This window comes from uncultured Campylobacter sp. (genome assembly GCF_905371695.1).
Taxonomy (GTDB): Bacteria; Campylobacterota; Campylobacteria; order Campylobacterales; family Campylobacteraceae; genus Campylobacter_A.
Genome location: NZ_CAJPMA010000034.1, coordinates 1 through 16054, shown reverse-complemented (window position 1 = coordinate 16054; position 16054 = coordinate 1). Strand labels below are relative to the sequence as shown.

14 protein-coding genes and 1 pseudogene are annotated in these 16054 nt (G+C 46.4%); 5 read left to right on the top strand and 10 right to left on the bottom strand.

Going from position 1 to position 16054, the window contains the following annotated elements:
* Positions 1-53: 53 nt before the first annotated feature.
* The 5 genes from QZ147_RS04520 to mqnE are packed head-to-tail and all read right to left on the bottom strand — an operon-like array spanning position 54 to position 4789.
* On the bottom strand, positions 54-731 hold the full coding sequence (locus QZ147_RS04520; protein WP_295147495.1) for a type II secretion system protein: 678 nt from the start codon (positions 729-731) through the stop codon (positions 54-56).
* Positions 724-1938, bottom strand: a complete 1215-nt coding sequence (locus QZ147_RS04515; protein ID WP_295147491.1) for a glycosyltransferase family 39 protein — start codon at positions 1936-1938, stop codon at positions 724-726. Before QZ147_RS04515 ends, QZ147_RS04520 begins: the two co-directional genes overlap by 8 nt.
* Positions 1939-1953: 15 nt before the next feature.
* Positions 1954-2394: a phosphoribosyltransferase family protein gene (locus QZ147_RS04510; RefSeq protein WP_295147488.1), complete on the bottom strand. Its 441-nt coding sequence runs from the start codon at positions 2392-2394 to the stop codon at positions 1954-1956.
* Positions 2391-3713, bottom strand: coding sequence for an NCS2 family permease (locus tag QZ147_RS04505; protein WP_295147486.1), 1323 nt, complete (start codon positions 3711-3713; stop codon positions 2391-2393). Before QZ147_RS04505 ends, QZ147_RS04510 begins: the two co-directional genes overlap by 4 nt.
* A 14-nt stretch (positions 3714-3727) precedes the next feature.
* The gene (gene mqnE / locus QZ147_RS04500; protein WP_295147484.1) at positions 3728-4789 is read right to left on the bottom strand and encodes an aminofutalosine synthase MqnE; all 1062 of its coding nucleotides are present in this window, start codon (positions 4787-4789) and stop codon (positions 3728-3730) included.
* A gap of 106 nt (positions 4790-4895) precedes the next feature.
* Between mqnE and QZ147_RS04495 the strand changes: the two genes are divergently transcribed.
* From QZ147_RS04495 to QZ147_RS04480, 4 genes are all read left to right on the top strand, one after another.
* Entirely contained in the window at positions 4896-7370 is a 2475-nt protein-coding gene (locus tag QZ147_RS04495; protein WP_295147481.1) for an HD domain-containing protein, read from the top strand.
* Between the two features lie 2 nt (positions 7371-7372).
* Positions 7373-9184: a glutamine--fructose-6-phosphate transaminase (isomerizing) gene (gene glmS, locus QZ147_RS04490; protein WP_295147479.1), complete on the top strand. Its 1812-nt coding sequence runs from the start codon at positions 7373-7375 to the stop codon at positions 9182-9184.
* A 293-nt stretch (positions 9185-9477) separates the two neighbouring features.
* Positions 9478-10272, top strand: a complete 795-nt coding sequence (locus QZ147_RS04485; RefSeq protein ID WP_295147477.1) for a peptidoglycan-binding protein — start codon at positions 9478-9480, stop codon at positions 10270-10272.
* Positions 10272-10649 carry a gamma-glutamyl phosphate reductase gene (locus tag QZ147_RS04480; protein WP_295147474.1) on the top strand — a complete coding sequence of 126 codons (378 nt, stop codon included), beginning with the start codon at positions 10272-10274 and terminating at the stop codon, positions 10647-10649. Before QZ147_RS04485 ends, QZ147_RS04480 begins: the two co-directional genes overlap by 1 nt.
* Before the next feature lie 201 nt (positions 10650-10850).
* Here the strand turns inward: QZ147_RS04480 and QZ147_RS04475 are convergent, their stop codons facing one another.
* From QZ147_RS04475 to QZ147_RS04465, 3 genes are all read right to left on the bottom strand, one after another.
* A complete protein-coding gene (locus tag QZ147_RS04475; protein ID WP_295147473.1) occupies positions 10851-11333 on the bottom strand; it encodes a hypothetical protein in 483 nt (160 codons plus the stop codon).
* Complete coding sequence (locus QZ147_RS04470) at positions 11330-12523, bottom strand: NYN domain-containing protein (protein ID WP_295147472.1); 1194 nt, start codon at positions 12521-12523, stop codon at positions 11330-11332. Before QZ147_RS04470 ends, QZ147_RS04475 begins: the two co-directional genes overlap by 4 nt.
* 73 nt (positions 12524-12596) lie before the next feature.
* Positions 12597-13790 (bottom strand): tetrahydrodipicolinate N-succinyltransferase N-terminal domain-containing protein, encoded by a 1194-nt coding sequence (locus tag QZ147_RS04465; protein WP_295147469.1) that lies wholly within the window; start codon positions 13788-13790, stop codon positions 12597-12599.
* A gap of 135 nt (positions 13791-13925) precedes the next feature.
* Between QZ147_RS04465 and QZ147_RS04460 the strand changes: the two genes are divergently transcribed.
* Positions 13926-14531: a DUF1440 domain-containing protein gene (locus QZ147_RS04460; protein ID WP_295147467.1), complete on the top strand. Its 606-nt coding sequence runs from the start codon at positions 13926-13928 to the stop codon at positions 14529-14531.
* Positions 14532-14646: 115 nt separating this feature from the next.
* On the opposite strand, the gene QZ147_RS04455 is transcribed toward QZ147_RS04460, so the two are convergent.
* Positions 14647-15747: an Mrp/NBP35 family ATP-binding protein gene (locus QZ147_RS04455; RefSeq protein ID WP_295147464.1), complete on the bottom strand. Its 1101-nt coding sequence runs from the start codon at positions 15745-15747 to the stop codon at positions 14647-14649.
* Positions 15741-16028 (bottom strand): annotated as a pseudogene (locus QZ147_RS04450) (phosphomethylpyrimidine synthase ThiC); the annotation flags it as partial. The pseudogene QZ147_RS04450 and the gene QZ147_RS04455, both read right to left, overlap by 7 nt.
* Positions 16029-16054 lie beyond the last annotated feature (26 nt).

Genomic DNA, 16054 nt, shown 5'->3' with positions numbered 1-16054 from the left:
GAAGTGGAATTATATAGAAAAAGGCTTAAAAAAAAATAAATTCATTAAAATTTTTACATGATACTTACGTAACCGGTTTCTTTCGCTATTGTTATTGTTTTTCTATACTGCCAACCTGTCTGTTGTATGGTAATTTTACAATCTTGCTTTAAAAGCCTATCATACGGACGAGTAGAACCTCCGCCGCCGGTAGTGCTTACGCTTGCCATTGGGCGACCCAATTCGTCAAAGCTGATAGTTCTCGCATTAGATGCTCCGCAATTATTAAGCCATATCCGCGATATATTGTATTTTTTGCCCAAATTTAAATCCTCGTCAATTTTTTTACAATCAGAACCGGATATGCCGCTCCAACCAGCGCTTAAATAATATCCGTTTTTATTTGGATTAGAAGCCGGTTCGCTAGGAGAATTTAAATGTCCAGATAGCGACGTATCTGAATATACGCTATATTTCCATGTTCCGGTTGAGCCGGTATCTATACCGCAATCGGGAATAAGCGTATCGTTAAATGTTATACTCCACCTTTTTTTAAACCAAAAATTGTCATTCGGATCAAATTTATCGTCTTGCATCGCTAAATGCTGCGTATATCTAATATGTGAAGCGATTTGTTCCGCCGCTTTGTCTAAATCGTTTTTCTTAAACCTAGGTACGGCTATCGTCATTAAAATTCCCGCTATCACTATGACGAAAACGAGCTCTATTAAAGTAAAAGCCTTTTTATTCATAAATTTCCTTTTTCCTTAAATCAAATATGGCGACGACCGCACCGAAAATTTTAATCTTTATTTGTGCGTCGTCTCGCAAATTTTTTTCGATTAGAATTGTATCAAAATTTTTACCGATGTCAATATTGTAGAATTTTAGTCTTAGTGCTAGCTTCTCGTTACCCACGTAAATCTTATCCTCGCCGAGCCTTTTTAGCTCGCTTGCTAGCTCCTTTGCGACGTGAAATTTGTAGGCGAAATGTTTTTGCGGCTCGTTTAAAAACGGATACAAAATTTGATTAAATGCCAAAAATAGCCAGTTTAAGCACAAAAATACTAGTATCGCCGCGCTTATAGCTTTATGTGCGCGCCTAAATTTCGGCAAACGCACGCGGTAAGAGCCAAAAAACGTCCTAACCATCAAAGGCGTAGCAATGATGCAAAACGGCAAAAAAACTTCGAGCTCCAAGCGCTGGCGTACGGAAACTAGCATACAAAAACAAAACGAACTAACGCAAACGAACCATAAAAGCTCTTTTTGCTCTTTTATCCAAATTCTATAAATCGTATATACGAAAAATATAAAAACAAACGGAGAAAATACCGCCGCAAAAATACCGAAGGTATCGATAAAATGCCCGCTAGGTCGCCCTTTAGTATCAAAACCGAATACCCCGAAAGTAGCCGTCAGCAAAAGCGCGCTAATCCAAGCCAAAGGCGCATTTTTACGATATATCGCGTATATAAAAAAGGCGGCGTAAAATATCAAAAAATCGCCGTTTACGAAAAAAAGCAAAACAAAGAGCGGATAAAACAGTTTGCTTCGCTCGTGAAAAAAATATATCGAAAGCAGCGCTAGCATTACGCAAAGACCGGCATTATTTACGGTAATCGCGCTAGCCAAAGTACCCGGAAGCACGATAAAAAGTAATACGCAAAGTAGTCTATCAAACTCGAATTTCAGGTAAAATTTACTGATCTTATAAAGCAAAATCACGCTTATTAAATGAAAAAGCATCGCGGGAGCGCGCAGGGAGAAGTCGTTTTGTCCAAAGAGCGCGCAGCTCGCCCTCGCGACGTATCCGATAACGCTACCGTCGCCGAAAAATATCCGCGCCTCTTGATAGCTTATACTAAGCGTACTCGCGCAATATAACAGCAATAATAAGTCAAGCGCGCAAATCGCCGTTAGCGCGATAGTTTTATGCCTACAAATTAGCTCTTTCACCGCATCCGCCGGAATTTAGATACGAATATCCCAGAAAAACTCAACCCAATCGTCCGCCTCTTTTACCTTAAATTCAGGCAACAGCAATGCTTTGGGTTTATAAAAAATCGTCGCGATTTTTACGTCTAACCTCGGATAAATTTTAAACAGCGCGCGCTTGATTTCGACCATGCTTTCGCCGCTGTCGATTATGTCGTCCACCAGCAAAATTTTACTAAATTTCGTCATATCGGGGATATTGAAAATTTCTATCGTATCGAGCTTTTTGCTCTCTTCGTAATGGATAGAATTTAACGTAAAAAGGTTGCGGTTTTCAAGCGCAGTAGCGAGCGAGTGCCCTAGCGTAAGCCCGCCGCGCGCCACGGCTAAAATCGCCTCGGGATTAAACTCGTCTCTAACCTTGCGGGCCATATCTTTAACGTCGCGCGCGAATTCGTCGTAAGAATAAAATATCATTTGCTTCCTTGTGCTAAAAATACGATTAAGCTAATAAGCGAAAGTACGACGACGCCCGCGTTTAGCGAACTCCATTCGCGGCGCAAAATTTTCACGATTATATAGCCCATGAATCCAAACGCCAGCCCGTTGGTTATCGAATACGTTAGCGGTATCAGCACCACTATAAAAAACGTAGCGACGGCGACTGCCGGATCTTTAAAATTTATCTGCGAAACTTCGGTAAACATAAGCACGCCGACCATTACCAGCACGGGATAGATCGCGTTTGACGGGATCGCTTTAAAAAGCGGCAGCATAAATAGCGTAAGCGTAAAAAGCAACCCGCAAAATACCGCAGTAAGCCCCGTCCTGCCGCCCTCCTCCACTCCGCTAGCGCTTTCTACGAAAGAAGTAGTCGTACTGACGCCTATGAGCGAGCCCGCTACGGTAGCGATCGCATCGGCTTCAAGCGTTTTTTCTAGCTTCTCCACGCCCTGTTTTTTCCCCTCGTCGAATATCCCCGCTCTCGTACCCACGCCGGCAAGCGTACCGACGCTATCGAATAGATCGGTTACGAAAAATACGACCACGACGGGTAGCAGCGCTAGGCTAAAATTTTTAGCGGTATCAAAAAGCACGCCGCTAACGTCAAGCTGTAAAAATATCGGCGAAATGCTAGCCGGGAGCGAAAAAACCTCGGTCGGGTAAGGCGAGACGCCGCATATCCATGCGATTAAAGAGGTCGCGAGTACGGCTAAAATAAACGCGCCTTTTAGCCTCCACGCCCAAAACGCGATGACTAAAACGATGCCTAAAATCCCCAAAATCACGTTTTTGTCGTGTAAATTTCCAAGAGATACCAGCGTTGCTTCGTTATCGGCGATAAGGCCTATCTGTTTTAATCCCACGAAGCTAATAAACGTCCCGATACCGGCGCTTATAGCGCGGCGCAAATCGAGCGGAATGGATTTAATCACCCAAATTCTAAAATTCGTAAAAGACAGCGCGACGAAAATAACGCCCGATAAAAAAACCACTCCGAGCGCGGTCTGCCAAGGCACCTTCATGCCTAAAACCAACCCGAAGGTAAAATACGCGTTTAATCCCATCCCTACGCTCATAGCCACGGGCGTATTCGCCCAAAGTCCGTTTAAAACGGTCGAAAGTATCGTGATTATCGCGGTTGCTGTAATTAGCGCCTCAAAAGGCATACCGGCGTTGCTCATAATGCTCGCGTTTACGGGCACGATATAAATCATCGCCAAAAACGTAGTTAAACCCGCGCTAAATTCTTGTTTTACGCTCGTTTTATTTTCCGCAAGCCTAAAAAGATCCATTTAGCTAGCCCTCCTTAGTAAATTTTAATTTCATTATACAAGCTGTCACGCTCTACGGGCGTAAAACCCGAGCTTTTAATCAAATCGCAAAACGTTTTTAGCGTTACGCCGTTTGCGCTAGCCGCCCCCGCCGCGCTTTGGATGCTCTCTTTTTGAATCGTGCCGTCAAGGTCGTCCGCGCCGAATTCCTGCGCGATCATGGCTAAATTTAAAGTCGAAGTCGCCCAATACGCCTTGATATGCGCAACGTTATCCAGCACCAAACGCGCGACCGCGATCGTCTTTAAAATTTCGACCGAACCTAAAAATTTTACCCCTTTTAGATAATTGTTTTCGCGCTGATACACTAGCGGAATGAACGCGTTAAAACCGCCCGTCTTATCTTGCAGCGCGCGAATTCTAAGCATATGATCGATACGGTTTTGCCTGCTTTCTACGTGTCCGAAAAGCATCGTCGCGTTGCTTTGCCTGCCGCGCTCGTGCCACATTTCGTGGATTTTTAGCCAGTTTTTAGAGCTTACCTTGCCCTTGCAAATTTTAGCCCGCACGGCCTCGTCGAAAATTTCCGCGCCGCCTCCCGGCATAGAGTCCACGCCGTATTCCATCATCTTATCCAAGACCTCGTCGTAGCTAAGTCCGTAGCTTCGCGATAAAAAATCGACCTCCGCCGCCGTCATTGCCTTTACGTGCAGCTTTGGATACGCCTCTTTAATCTTTTTAAAAATTTCCAGATACCACCGCCAGCCGCTAGTGGCATTATGCGCCGAGACGATATGAATTTCGCGCGCACCCTTATCCACGGCGTCTTCTACGATTTTTAAAATTTCTTCGTGGCTCATTAGATAGGGATTCGGATTTTTTCTATGCGCCGAAAACGCGCAAAATTTACAGACGTCCGCGCAAATATTGGTAGGATTTATATGGCGATTGGAGTTAAAAAATACCTTTTTACCGTAGAGTTTTCGTCTTTTTTCGTCGGCGAATTTCGCCAGCTCGAATAGATCTAGCTCGTAAAGCCCGTTCGCTTCGTCCTCGCTTAGGCGTTCGCCGCTTTGTAGTTTTTTTAATAAATTCAACCTTGTTTCCTTAAAAACTAATGGCGAGATTATATTAAACAAAGCTTTAAATTTAGCAAAAATTTAGTATCATCGCCGCTTATAAAATTTTTAAGCGGATCTTTAAATGCAAAGCGAAAATTTCTCTAAAATAGACGAAAATTACAAAGATTATCTTCAAAAATTACCCAAATTTTTCCAAAAAAACCAAGGCAGAAATTTCGCGAATTTTCTAATAAAACGAAACGACGATTTTATCTACGATTATTTTAACGCGCTAACGGCGGAATTTTTTGAAAATTTCGCCCCGCCTTCCGACGCGTTTAGTGTGAGCGTACTAGCCGTCGGCAAATACGCGCAGGGGCTAATCTCGGTTAATTCCGCGCTTGAAATTTTAATCGTTTATAAAAATTTAAAAGGCTACGCGGTTAAAAATTTCGTCAAATCCTACGCCGAAATTTTAGCTTCTAGCAGACTAAATGTAGCCGTTAAAACCGTAGAAATAAGCGAATTTTACGAGCATTACAAAAACGACGTAAAAGCAAAAAGCGAAGTTTCGCAGGTGCGCTATATCTGCGGCTCAAAGAGCCTTTACCGCCTGGCAAAGGGCGAAATTTTAAGGCTAAAAGAGCATGAGAAAAATGAATTTTTACGTTTTCACTTAAAGGCGTTGGCGCCCTTTGACGATATAAAATTTTTAAAGCAAGAGCCCGATCTTGAAACGGGGTTCGGCGGTTGCGACGAAATTTGGCATCTAAACTGCGTCATAAATTCCGTAAATCCCGAGATTTCGGTTCGCGCGCACGCTTTAAAATTTATGGACGAAAAGGAAATCGGCGTTTTTAATTTAAACGTCGATTTTTTAACGAGCCTAAAATCCGCGCTTAATTTAACGCAAAATTCCTCTAAATTTAGCGCTTCTAGCGTAGACGCCGTAACCGCGCTTATGCAGACCAAATCCAAAAAAACGCAAGGCAGCGACGAAGTAATCAGCCAAAAAATGCTAAGCGGCATGAATAATATCGCCATTTACGCGCGTTTTTTGTGCGCGAGCCTTACTCGGGGGATATTTAGCGCAAATCTTACCTTCGCGCAGCGCCGCGCGGCTAGGATGAAAAACGGATTTTACGAAATAGACGGCGTAATCTACTCGCCCGCGCACAAAAAGCCCGTAGCCATAGACGTTTTAACGGACGAGCTTTTAAGCGTTAAAGACGCGGATTTAAAATTCGATATAAGCGCTGTTTTTTACGTCAAACGCGCCGTGACCGACAAAGACGCGTTGGAGCGAGCGACGCTAAAATTTAAAAATTTATTTTTACGTAGGCATGCTTATCCGATATTAAAAGCGCTGCTAGACGCGCAGATGATCGCGGTTTTCATAAAACCCTTAGAGCACGTAAGCCAGCTCGCCCAATACGACGGTTATCACGACTTTACGGTCGACGAGCACAGCGTTTTAAGCGTTAAATATCTTGAAAATATCAAGGATAAATTTATTAAAAATTTATATCTTAACCTATGCCCCGAGGGCAAAGCGACGCTAAAAGCCGCGGCTTTGATGCACGACGTAGGCAAGGGGCTAGCGGGCGATCATAGCGTAGTGGGGGCAAATATGTTTCGCGCTTACGCGGCAAAGCTCGGGTTTGAAGCGAAATTTATCGGCATAGGCGTGCTTTTAGTGCGCTATCACACGCTTATGAGCAACGTAGCAAACCGCGAAGACATCTACTCGCAGCGCGCCATTTTTAGCTTCATCTCAAAGCTCGGCGAAAAGTGCGTTTTAAACATGCTTTACGTCCTTACTTATTGCGTCGTGAACGCCACTAGCGAGAAGCTTTACAACGCCTACACCGCAAAGCTTTTGCGCGAATTATACGAAATTTCTCTAAAAAGCTTCGACGACGAAAATTTGCTAGACGAGGCGACGCGCAGAGTTCAAAAGGAGCGATCGGTGCGCAAAAACGCCGAATTTAACCGCCTATCTCCGCCGCTTCAAGACAAAATTTTTAAGATCGTATCGAATTTGCTCTTTGCAAAATATAGCGCCGCCCAAATCATCGCGCTAGCCCGTCTTGCGGACGAGGCGAGCGGCATAAAGCTATCGGCTCAAAACCAGCAAAATTTATCCTTGCGAATTATTAGCGACGAGCGGCTAAATTTAGCCGCCCTACTCGTAAAATTCGCAAATTTCGATCTCGCGTACATGGAAATTTTCGAGCTATTCGATCAAAAAATTTTCGCGCGACTGGATTTTAACAAAAACGTAAAAACCTCCGAACTTAAAATTTTAGAGCAAACGGCGGCGGCAGCGCTAAGAAGCGACGAAAAAGCGAGCGCGGCGAAACCAAATATTAACAAAGATGAGATAAATTTCGATCCTAGTCACTCCAACGACTACGCTAAGCTCACAATAAACGCGCGCGATCAGCGCGGACTGATGGCTTACGTGATGGGCGTTTTAGACGAGATGGATTTTAAGGTGGCGAGCGCGAGAATTCAGACGATTAAAAATCGCACACGAAACCTGTTTTTGATCGAGAAAAACGAGCGACTGTGCCGTAACGGCGAGAAGATTTTAAATTTATTAATAAGCGAGTAAAAATGTGCGGAATCGTAGGCTACGTCGGTAGCAAAGAGAAAAAAGAGATAATTTTAAACGGGCTAAAAGAGCTGGAATATCGCGGCTACGATAGTGCCGGAATGGCGGTGATGGCGGGAGAAGAGATAAATTATTTCAAAGCCGTCGGCAAACTAGAAAATTTAGCGGAAAAAACGCGCGAATTTACCTCAAACGGTTTTGGCGTCGCGATCGGACACACGCGCTGGGCTACACACGGAAAGCCTACCGAGATCAACGCTCACCCGCACCTTGGTGAGCACTCTTTCGTCGTTCATAACGGCATCATCGAAAACTACAAAGAGCTAAAAGAGGAGCTTGAGGCAAAGGGCGTGAAATTTCTAAGCCAAACCGATACCGAGGTTATCGTGCATCTTTTTGAGGAAAATTTAAAAACCATCGGCGAGCCCTTTAAGGCGTACGAAGTCACGGTCGCGCGCCTACACGGCGCATACGCGACGCTGCTTATCACCAAAACGGCTCCGGGCAAAATTTTCTTCGCCAAGGACGCCGCTCCGCTAGCTATCGGCAAAAGCGAGGAAAAAGAGGTATTTTTCGCCTCCTCGGACGCCCCGCTGATCGGCCTAGCCAAAGAGGTGTGCTACCTGGACGATAAGACCTACGGATTCGTTAGTCTTGACGAAATAGCCGTTTACAAAGACGCGCAAAAACAATCCGTAAATTTCGCCGCTCTTCCAAAGGACAAAAGCTATGCGCAAAAAGAAGGCTACCGCTTTTTCATGGAAAAAGAAATTTACGAACAAGGCGCGGTCGTAAGCGAAACGCTAATGGGGCGCGTAAAAGGCGGGGCGGTTAGGCTTGAAAATTTAACGGACGAATATCTGCAAAATATCGACGATATCGTAATTTGCGCTTGCGGTACGAGTTATCACGCGGCCCTTACGGCTAGTTATCTTTTAGAGCGTCTGGCGGGCACTAGAACGAAGGTCGAGATCGCGAGCGAATTTCGCTACCGAAAGCCAAAACTTAATAAAGACGCCCTATTTATCGTCATCTCACAAAGCGGCGAAACCGCAGATACGCTAGAAGCGCTAAAAATCGCAAAGCAAGCGGGGCTAAAAACGCTGGCTATCTGTAACGTCGACAACTCCTCGATCGTACGCCTAGCCGATAACACGCTGCTAACTCGCGCGGGCATCGAAAAGGGCGTAGCCAGCACTAAAGCGTTTGCCACGCAAATCGTCACGTTATGGATGTTAACGCTTCAAATCGCGCAGGCAAAGGGCACGCTAGGCACGGACGAATTAGAGCGCGAAATTTCGGCGCTTTTGCATATTCCTCAAATTTTAAACATAGATAGCGGTTTACAAGAGAAAATTCGCCGCCTAAGTAAACACTATATGCACGGACACGGATTTTTCTTCATCGGGCGCGATATCTTCTATCCACTGGCATTAGAGGGCGCGTTAAAACTAAAAGAAATCTCGTATCTGCATGCCGAGGGCTACCCTAGCGGCGAAATGAAGCACGGTCCGATCGCATTAGCGGACGAGAAGCTCTTTACCGTAGCGCTTATGCCGCGCACGCTTCTATACGAAAAAACTAAGTCAAACGTCGAGGAACTTGCCGCGCGCGATGCGTATATACTCGCGATTAGCCCCGAAGAGTTCGAGCTTAGCGACGATTTTATCCGCACCGGCTCGCACGAACATCCGATGAGCGAATTTTTTGAGATGATGATAATACTGCAAATTTTAGCGCTTGAAATTTCGGTACGGCTTGGCAATAACGTAGATATGCCGAGGAATCTCGCTAAAAGCGTAACCGTGGAGTGAAAATGGCTAGCGAAATTTAACGGCTTTGCCGCTAAGTTTCGCTTCTAAACTCGCAAATTTGTCTACCTCGAAGATATTTATACGGAAATTCGTATGAAGCTAGACGAGAATTTTAACGAGTTATCCACGCAGGTATACTACATCGTTGTTTTTTGCGATTAAATAATAGCGTGCCAATTCGCTATAAAACCGAAATTCTCTAAGATTTCAAGCATCTTGCTCAATCTCGTTAAACAAAATTTAATTAAAAAACGAATAAAATGCGTATTTACATTTTTTAAATAAGGATTTTCATGTTTAAACCGAGATCGACTTTTAAATCTCTTGCTAGCGCGGCTCTAGCGGTTGGCCTACTAGCAGGCTGCGCCACTGGGAGCGGCGGCGTAACCGGAAGTGCAGCCGGCGGTAACGCAGTAAACGCTACGAAGGTAGAAAAATGTAGCCAAACGCTCGGTACGATGGCGTTTTACGAAGACCAAAACAGTGACTGGTACGCATATCTAACGCGCAACTATAAACTAACTTCTACTATACCGGTACTTCGCTTATTAGCGCAACAGACGGGCTGCTTCGTCATCGTCGAACGCGGAGCGATGATGGATAATATGATGCAAGAGCGAGCGCTTGAAAGATCGGGCGAGCTTCGCGGCGGTTCAGGATTTGGCAAAGGTAAAATGGTTGCGGCCGACTACACCATTCGTCCGGAAATATTTTTTAGCAACGAAGATACGGGCGGCGCCGGCGGGCTAGTAGGCGCTCTCTTAGGACCCGTAGCGGGCGCTATCGCGGGCGGATTTTCTACGAAAGAAACGCAAACTACGCTAGTATTAATCGAGAACCGATCCGGCGTACAGATCGCTGCGGCTATCGGAACGGCTCAAAGCACCGACTTCTTCGGAATGGGCGGTGGCGCGGGAGCTAAACTTGGAGCGGGTCTTGGCGCATATAGCAGGACTCCGGAGGGCAAGACTCTAGTAAACGCGTTCCTTGATTCTATGAACCAGCTCGTAATCGCGTTAAAAGATTATAAAACGCAAAACGTAAGAGGCGGTCTAGGCAAGGGCGGACAGCTCAAAGTCGGTGAATAATGAAAAAAACGGCGTTATTACTTTGCCTGTTTGCGGCATTTGCTTTCGGATATACGGATTTTGACGCAAAGGCGAAAGACCGCCTTTGCGAGCTTTACCGCGATCAAGATTTAGCTAAATTTTACGGGCAATACCGCGAACTAAATAACATCCAAAAGCGAATCGATAATTACAAATTTCGCTTCGGTATAGGCGACGAATTCGACGGGTCGCAGTGCGATCTAGGGCGCGGATACGACTACTACGGATACGAACGCGATAGGCGCGAATACGAGTACGAAAGAGATCGTAGAGATAGCTACAACAACGGCTATTACGACGGATACGAGCGCGGCAGATACGATAACGATAGACGCAACTACCGCAGAGGATACTAAATTTTAGCTGCCGCCTGGCGGCTAAAATTTCATCTTATTTCTACCCGACGGCAGCGGCGCATACGGCCTGCCGCAAATATTAAACAGCTATTTTTATAAATTCTATTAATTTTACTTTTCTTTGAGCGCAGTTCGCCTCTGTTTATTCGCAAAATTTTCGCACGAAGCGTTCCAAATTTACGTGGCTAAATTTACGTCCGTTTAACGCAAAATTTCTGCTAGCCTATTTTCTAGCTGCTCGTTCCATCCGGTTGCGGTAATTACGCTGTCCGCCTCGCAAAACGCTGCGTCTTTTACCGCGCAATACTCCGCCAAAGCGCTTGCATGCTCAAGCTTTGCGCAAGCTTCTTTGCCCGTTAAAAATCCAGCGCCGCCTAGCACCAAAGCTCCCGCGCCGAATCCTAGCTTAATTTTAGCCGCGCTACCGCTTTTTACCCAGCTTAAAAATATCTCGTCGTAGCGCAAAGACGCCGCGCCCTCGCCGTTAGGCACCGCTAATATTTCCGTGCCGTATAGACTCTCGCCGCATGCCTGCGCGATTAGCTTCATTCCCCACTCGTCGGCGATTTCGGGTTTTAGCGCGAACGTCGTTACCGACGCGTTTTTAAATAGCCTAAAAAACGCGTTTAGCTCGGCGAAATTTAACAAATCCATCTTATCATACATTAAGATCGAGACCTTCACGCCGTCTCCTTAACCCTAAATTTCGGCGCGCTACCGTCCATAATCTGTTCTATAAACCCTTCTTTTTCTAGCGCGTCGAAAAGCTTTCCCAACCGCGAAAATCCAAGCTCTTTTAGCGCGATTTTAATCTCTCCGCTTCTTAAAGCGCTACCGAAAAGCGAGCAGTGAATAAAGCCGTCGGGCGAAACGCGGCGATTTTCCAGCCAAAAATTGCGTAAAATTTCGTGCACGTCGGATGTTTTTAGAGGTTTTGTGGCAGAAATCTCAGATACGTTTTCATTCGCGTCGGCGCGCAGAATTTTACCCGAGTTTTTAGCGCGCCCCGCGGTTTTTTTAGCTCCGTCTCGCTGCGGTTTCTCGTCTAAATTTTGAGTTTGAATGACGCTAGAATTTTCTAAATTTTCAGCTAAATTTTCATCCGATTTTTTTCTAGATTTTCTAGCTGGTTTTTTAGTATTTCGCTCTTCGCCGACGGCTAAATTTTTAGCTTCCGATTCCGTTTTAAAGCGGTCCGCGTCCGCTGCGACTTCTAAAATTTTCGCCTTTTTCGCGCCTCTTTTAGGTTTTAAGCTTCCATCCGCGCTAGGCGTAGGCGTTTGCAGAGCTAAAATTTGCTCGCCGACAGCCTCTTTTTTTGCGCTTTTTCCGCGCACGAGCCTCATTAAATTCTTTAAAATTCCTCCGCCTTCGCCCTCATCCGCCTCATGCGCTTTTAAAATTTGCGCGCGCTCTTCGTTTGAAATTTTAGTCACAACGTCTTCGCTCTCTTGGGCCGCCTTTTTTACTACGATTACCTCATCGTAAACTCCTGCGTTTTTGTCGTCTTTGGCTACGCCGATGACGCCCGCGCCGCCGTCTCGCAGTTTTTGAGCCAATCTGTTAAAATCGCTATCGCTCGAAACTATGGCGAACGCGTCGTGCTTGCGAGCGTTAGCTAGCTCTACGGCATCCATGGCAAGCGCGATATCGGCGGAGTTTTTACCGCTGGTGCGGCTAAAAATTTGCACCGCGGTGATGTTGTATTTTTGCACGGCGAACTTATATTTTCGCAGGCTAGGATTGCTAAAATCGCCGTAAGCAAAAATTTTACCGATAGCGCCTAAATTCGCGATTTTTTCTATCGCCTCGTCTACTAGCGTGTGGGGGAAATTTTCCGCGTCTATAAAGACCGCAACCGAGTTAAATTTCACGGTCGCGCCTCGTATTTTTTTTCATATTTTTCCTTTTAGCGGCGCGCGTAAATTTGCGCCGTTAGCGTTAATTTTAATGCAGCGCCTCGTTTAGTTTAATCGCTCTCTTGCTAGCAGACGCCGTAATCTGTCCGTTTTGGCTGTTTTGGCGAAAGTGCAGCCCGTTTAAATTCGCAAGCTCCAATCCTTTGTAAATTTCGCGCGCAAAGCTAAAATTCGGATTAATTTGCGCTAATTTTTCGCGCTCGGCTGCGGCGACGTAGACCTTCGTGCCCTCTAATATCGCGATGCCCGCGTCCACGATACATTTATCTCCCAGCGGTATGCCCGTAACCGAATTCGCGCCCAGCAAGCAGTTTTTGCCGATGCTTACGGCGTTACCGTTCGTGCCGCTAAGCACGCCCAGTATCGACGCGCCGCCGCCTACGTCGCTGCCTTCGCCCACGACGACGGAGCTGCTTACGCGCCCTTCGATCATAACGCTACCGGTAGTGCCCGCGTTAAAATTTACGTACGCGGCGCCAGGCATCACGGTCGTACCGCCGGCTAAATGCGCGCCCATCCGCACTTTTGCGGTATCTAGCACACGTACGTTATCGGCGGGCACGACGTGACTTAGGTAGCGTGGGAATTTGTCCACGCTTAAAATCGCGGGATAACATCCGCTCATTTTTAGCTTTATTTCGTTCGCGCGTAGCCAGTCAAGCTCGATAGGCTCGCCGTCCACGCTCCAAGCGACGTTTTGCAGCACGCTAAAAGCTCCGTCTAAGCATAACGAGCGAAGCGGAGCGCGTCCGAGCGAGAGCAGGTAAAGCTTTAAATATACGATCTCGACGCTTTTAGGTTTTGCGTCGTCGAACATAAAAGCGATCTTAAATACGTCCTCTTCGCCGCTTTCCATCGCCTCTCGCACGGCGGCGATAACGGCTACGTTTTTATGCTTTTCAAGCTCGTTTTCAAAGACGCAAAAAAGCTTCCAAATTTTCTTTGCGACCTTGGGCGTTAAGTCAAACACCGCTTCGCTAGCGCTAAAATCGACCTCGGCGCCCGATTTTTGCAGCGCCCAGATAAACGCCGCCGCGCTTAAAAAACTCTCGTCGTAATTAACTACCGCATAGGTAGCCTGTAAAATTTTATCGCGATTTAACCGTCCTCTATCCACGCGCGCCACGCCGAATGCCGCCGGATCGCGGTAACCCTTTTGCGACCGCGTCTGCTCGCAAATTTCTTTAAATTCCTCAACGGTGCGAATTTCTACTTTCGACATTTTTTCTCCTAAAATTTTCGCCCGAGTTTAGCGAAAATTTGTTTAAAAACATATTTCTAGGTTTTTGATAATTAATCTCGACATAATTTTAAAAGTGCTAAAATTGCGCTCTAAATTTTATTTTTGGAGGTCGTTATGAGTAATGAAACTACTAAACGTTTCGGTTTGGCCGCGCTGCTAGGCATTCCTATCGGCATTATGTCGGCTTTTGTTAAATGGGGCGGGGAATTTCCGTTGCCGCCGCGCAGTCCGCACGATATGTTTAACGCCGCTTGCGGTCCGGAGAGTCTTATTAGAGCGGCGGATCAAATCGACTGCTCGCGAAATTTTCTAAACCCGCCGTACGTATTTTTACGCGATTATTTGGGTATTACCGACCCGTATGCCGCGATTTACGAGTTTGCCGGACATGCGTTTAACTACGTGCATTTTACGCATATTTTATTTTCGATCGTTTTTGCGGTGGCCTACTGCGTGCTTGCGGAGAAATTTCCTAAAATCACGCTTTGGCAAGGCGTTGCGGTAGGTATTTTAGTTAATATCGCCGTTCACGTGATTACTTTGCCTATCCTCGGCCTTACGCCGCCGCTTTTAACGCTGCCTTGGTACGAGCACGTTTCCGAGTTCGTCGGACACGCGCTATGGTTTTGGTCTATCGAACTTATGAGGCGAGATTTGCGAAACAGGATCACGCACGAGCCCGATCCTGCCGATTGTTGCGGCTCTTGCTGCTCGAAATAGCTTTCGTTTTCCGCCTAAATTTCGGGCGGAAAGCTTACCAAATTTTAAAAAATCCCGCAAAAATTTTTGAATGGATAAAATTCCCGCCGAATCTAGCGGGAATTAGGTTGAAATTTTACTTCGAGCAAGCGCTCTTGCCGTCCATTACAGGCTGAATAGACGAGTTATCCGCGCCGCCTTCGTTATTTATCTTTTCTATCGCTTCCCAAAGCTCGGCGGCGGCTTTTTCGTAGCGTTTCGCCGTTACACTGTTCGGCTCGTAAAAGCTAATCGGCTTACCGCTGTCTCCGCCTACCCTTACGGCAGGCTCGATCGGAATTTCGGCTAAAATTTTAGTGTTATATTCCTTCGCGAGCGCCTCGGTCGTGCCTTTGCCGAAAATGTCGTATTCTTTGCCGTTATCGGGGCAGATAAATCCGCTCATATTTTCCACGATGCCCGCGATCGGAATATGCAGCTTTTCAAACATATCAAGCCCGCGTTTGCTATCATCTAGCGCCACCACCTGAGGCGTCGTTACGCATACGCCCGCGGTTACGGGCACGCTTTGAGCCAGAGTTAGCTGCGCGTCGCCGGTTCCGGGAGGCATGTCTAAAAATAGCACGTCCAAATCGCTCCAAAGCACGTCTTTTAGTAGCTGCTCGATAGCTTTCATTATCATAGATCCCCGCCAAATCAGCGACGCGCCCTCTTCCATCAGCACGCCCATACTCATCATTTCGATGCCGTGGCTTACGATAGGGCGCAGCTTATTACCCGTAACTTGCGGCTGAGTACCGTTTTCTCCGAGCATTCTAGGGATATTGGGCCCGTAAATGTCGGCATCGAGCAAGCCCACTTTTTTTCCCAGTTTCGCCATCGAAATAGCTAAATTTAGCGTAGTCGTACTTTTGCCTACGCCGCCTTTGCCGGAGCTTACCATTACGAAATTTTTAATCTGCGGAGCGATATTTTTACCGCTTTGGCTGTTAGATTTTTCTTCGGGCATTTTAGGCTGAATGATACGAATCATCGCGACGTCCGGTTTTACTACTCGCTGGATGTCCTCTTTTAGCTCCTGCGCCACTTCAGGATTGGAGCTTACGATTTCTACGTCTATTTGTAGCGGATCGCCGACTTCGACGCGCTTTACGAAACCGAAATCTACGATACTTTTTTCAAAGCCCGGATAAATAACGCCCTTTAAGCGTTCCATAACTTGTTCTTTGCTTAACATTTTTCTCCTTTTACTAAATTTTTAGAAATTTTATACGCGCAAAATTTCGGTCCGCACATCGAGCAAAATTCCGCCTTTTTAAACGCCTCCTCGGGCAGGCTTTCGTCGTGTAGCTCGCGCGCTTTTTCGGGGTCTAGCGCGAGTTCGAACTGCTTATTCCAATCAAACGCGTAGCGCGCGTCGCTCATAGCGTGATCTCGCTCGATAGCGCCCGCTTTGCCTAACGCGACGTCCGCTACGTGAGCCGCGATTTTATGAGCGATTATACCCTCGCGCACGTCGGCGGCGTATTACGGCGCGAGCATGC

Coding starts and splice junctions, on each gene's coding strand:
- QZ147_RS04465 (WP_295147469.1), bottom strand. CDS start 13,790: ATGTCGAAAGTAGAAATTCGCACCGTTGAGGAATTTAAAGAAATTTGC.
- QZ147_RS04520 (WP_295147495.1), bottom strand. CDS start 731: ATGAATAAAAAGGCTTTTACTTTAATAGAGCTCGTTTTCGTCATAGTG.
- QZ147_RS04505 (WP_295147486.1), bottom strand. CDS start 3,713: ATGGATCTTTTTAGGCTTGCGGAAAATAAAACGAGCGTAAAACAAGAA.
- QZ147_RS04495 (WP_295147481.1), top strand. CDS start 4,896: ATGCAAAGCGAAAATTTCTCTAAAATAGACGAAAATTACAAAGATTAT.
- QZ147_RS04510 (WP_295147488.1), bottom strand. CDS start 2,394: ATGATATTTTATTCTTACGACGAATTCGCGCGCGACGTTAAAGATATG.
- QZ147_RS04480 (WP_295147474.1), top strand. CDS start 10,272: ATGAAAAAAACGGCGTTATTACTTTGCCTGTTTGCGGCATTTGCTTTC.
- glmS (WP_295147479.1), top strand. CDS start 7,373: ATGTGCGGAATCGTAGGCTACGTCGGTAGCAAAGAGAAAAAAGAGATA.
- QZ147_RS04460 (WP_295147467.1), top strand. CDS start 13,926: ATGAGTAATGAAACTACTAAACGTTTCGGTTTGGCCGCGCTGCTAGGC.
- QZ147_RS04455 (WP_295147464.1), bottom strand. CDS start 15,747: ATGTTAAGCAAAGAACAAGTTATGGAACGCTTAAAGGGCGTTATTTAT.
- QZ147_RS04485 (WP_295147477.1), top strand. CDS start 9,478: ATGTTTAAACCGAGATCGACTTTTAAATCTCTTGCTAGCGCGGCTCTA.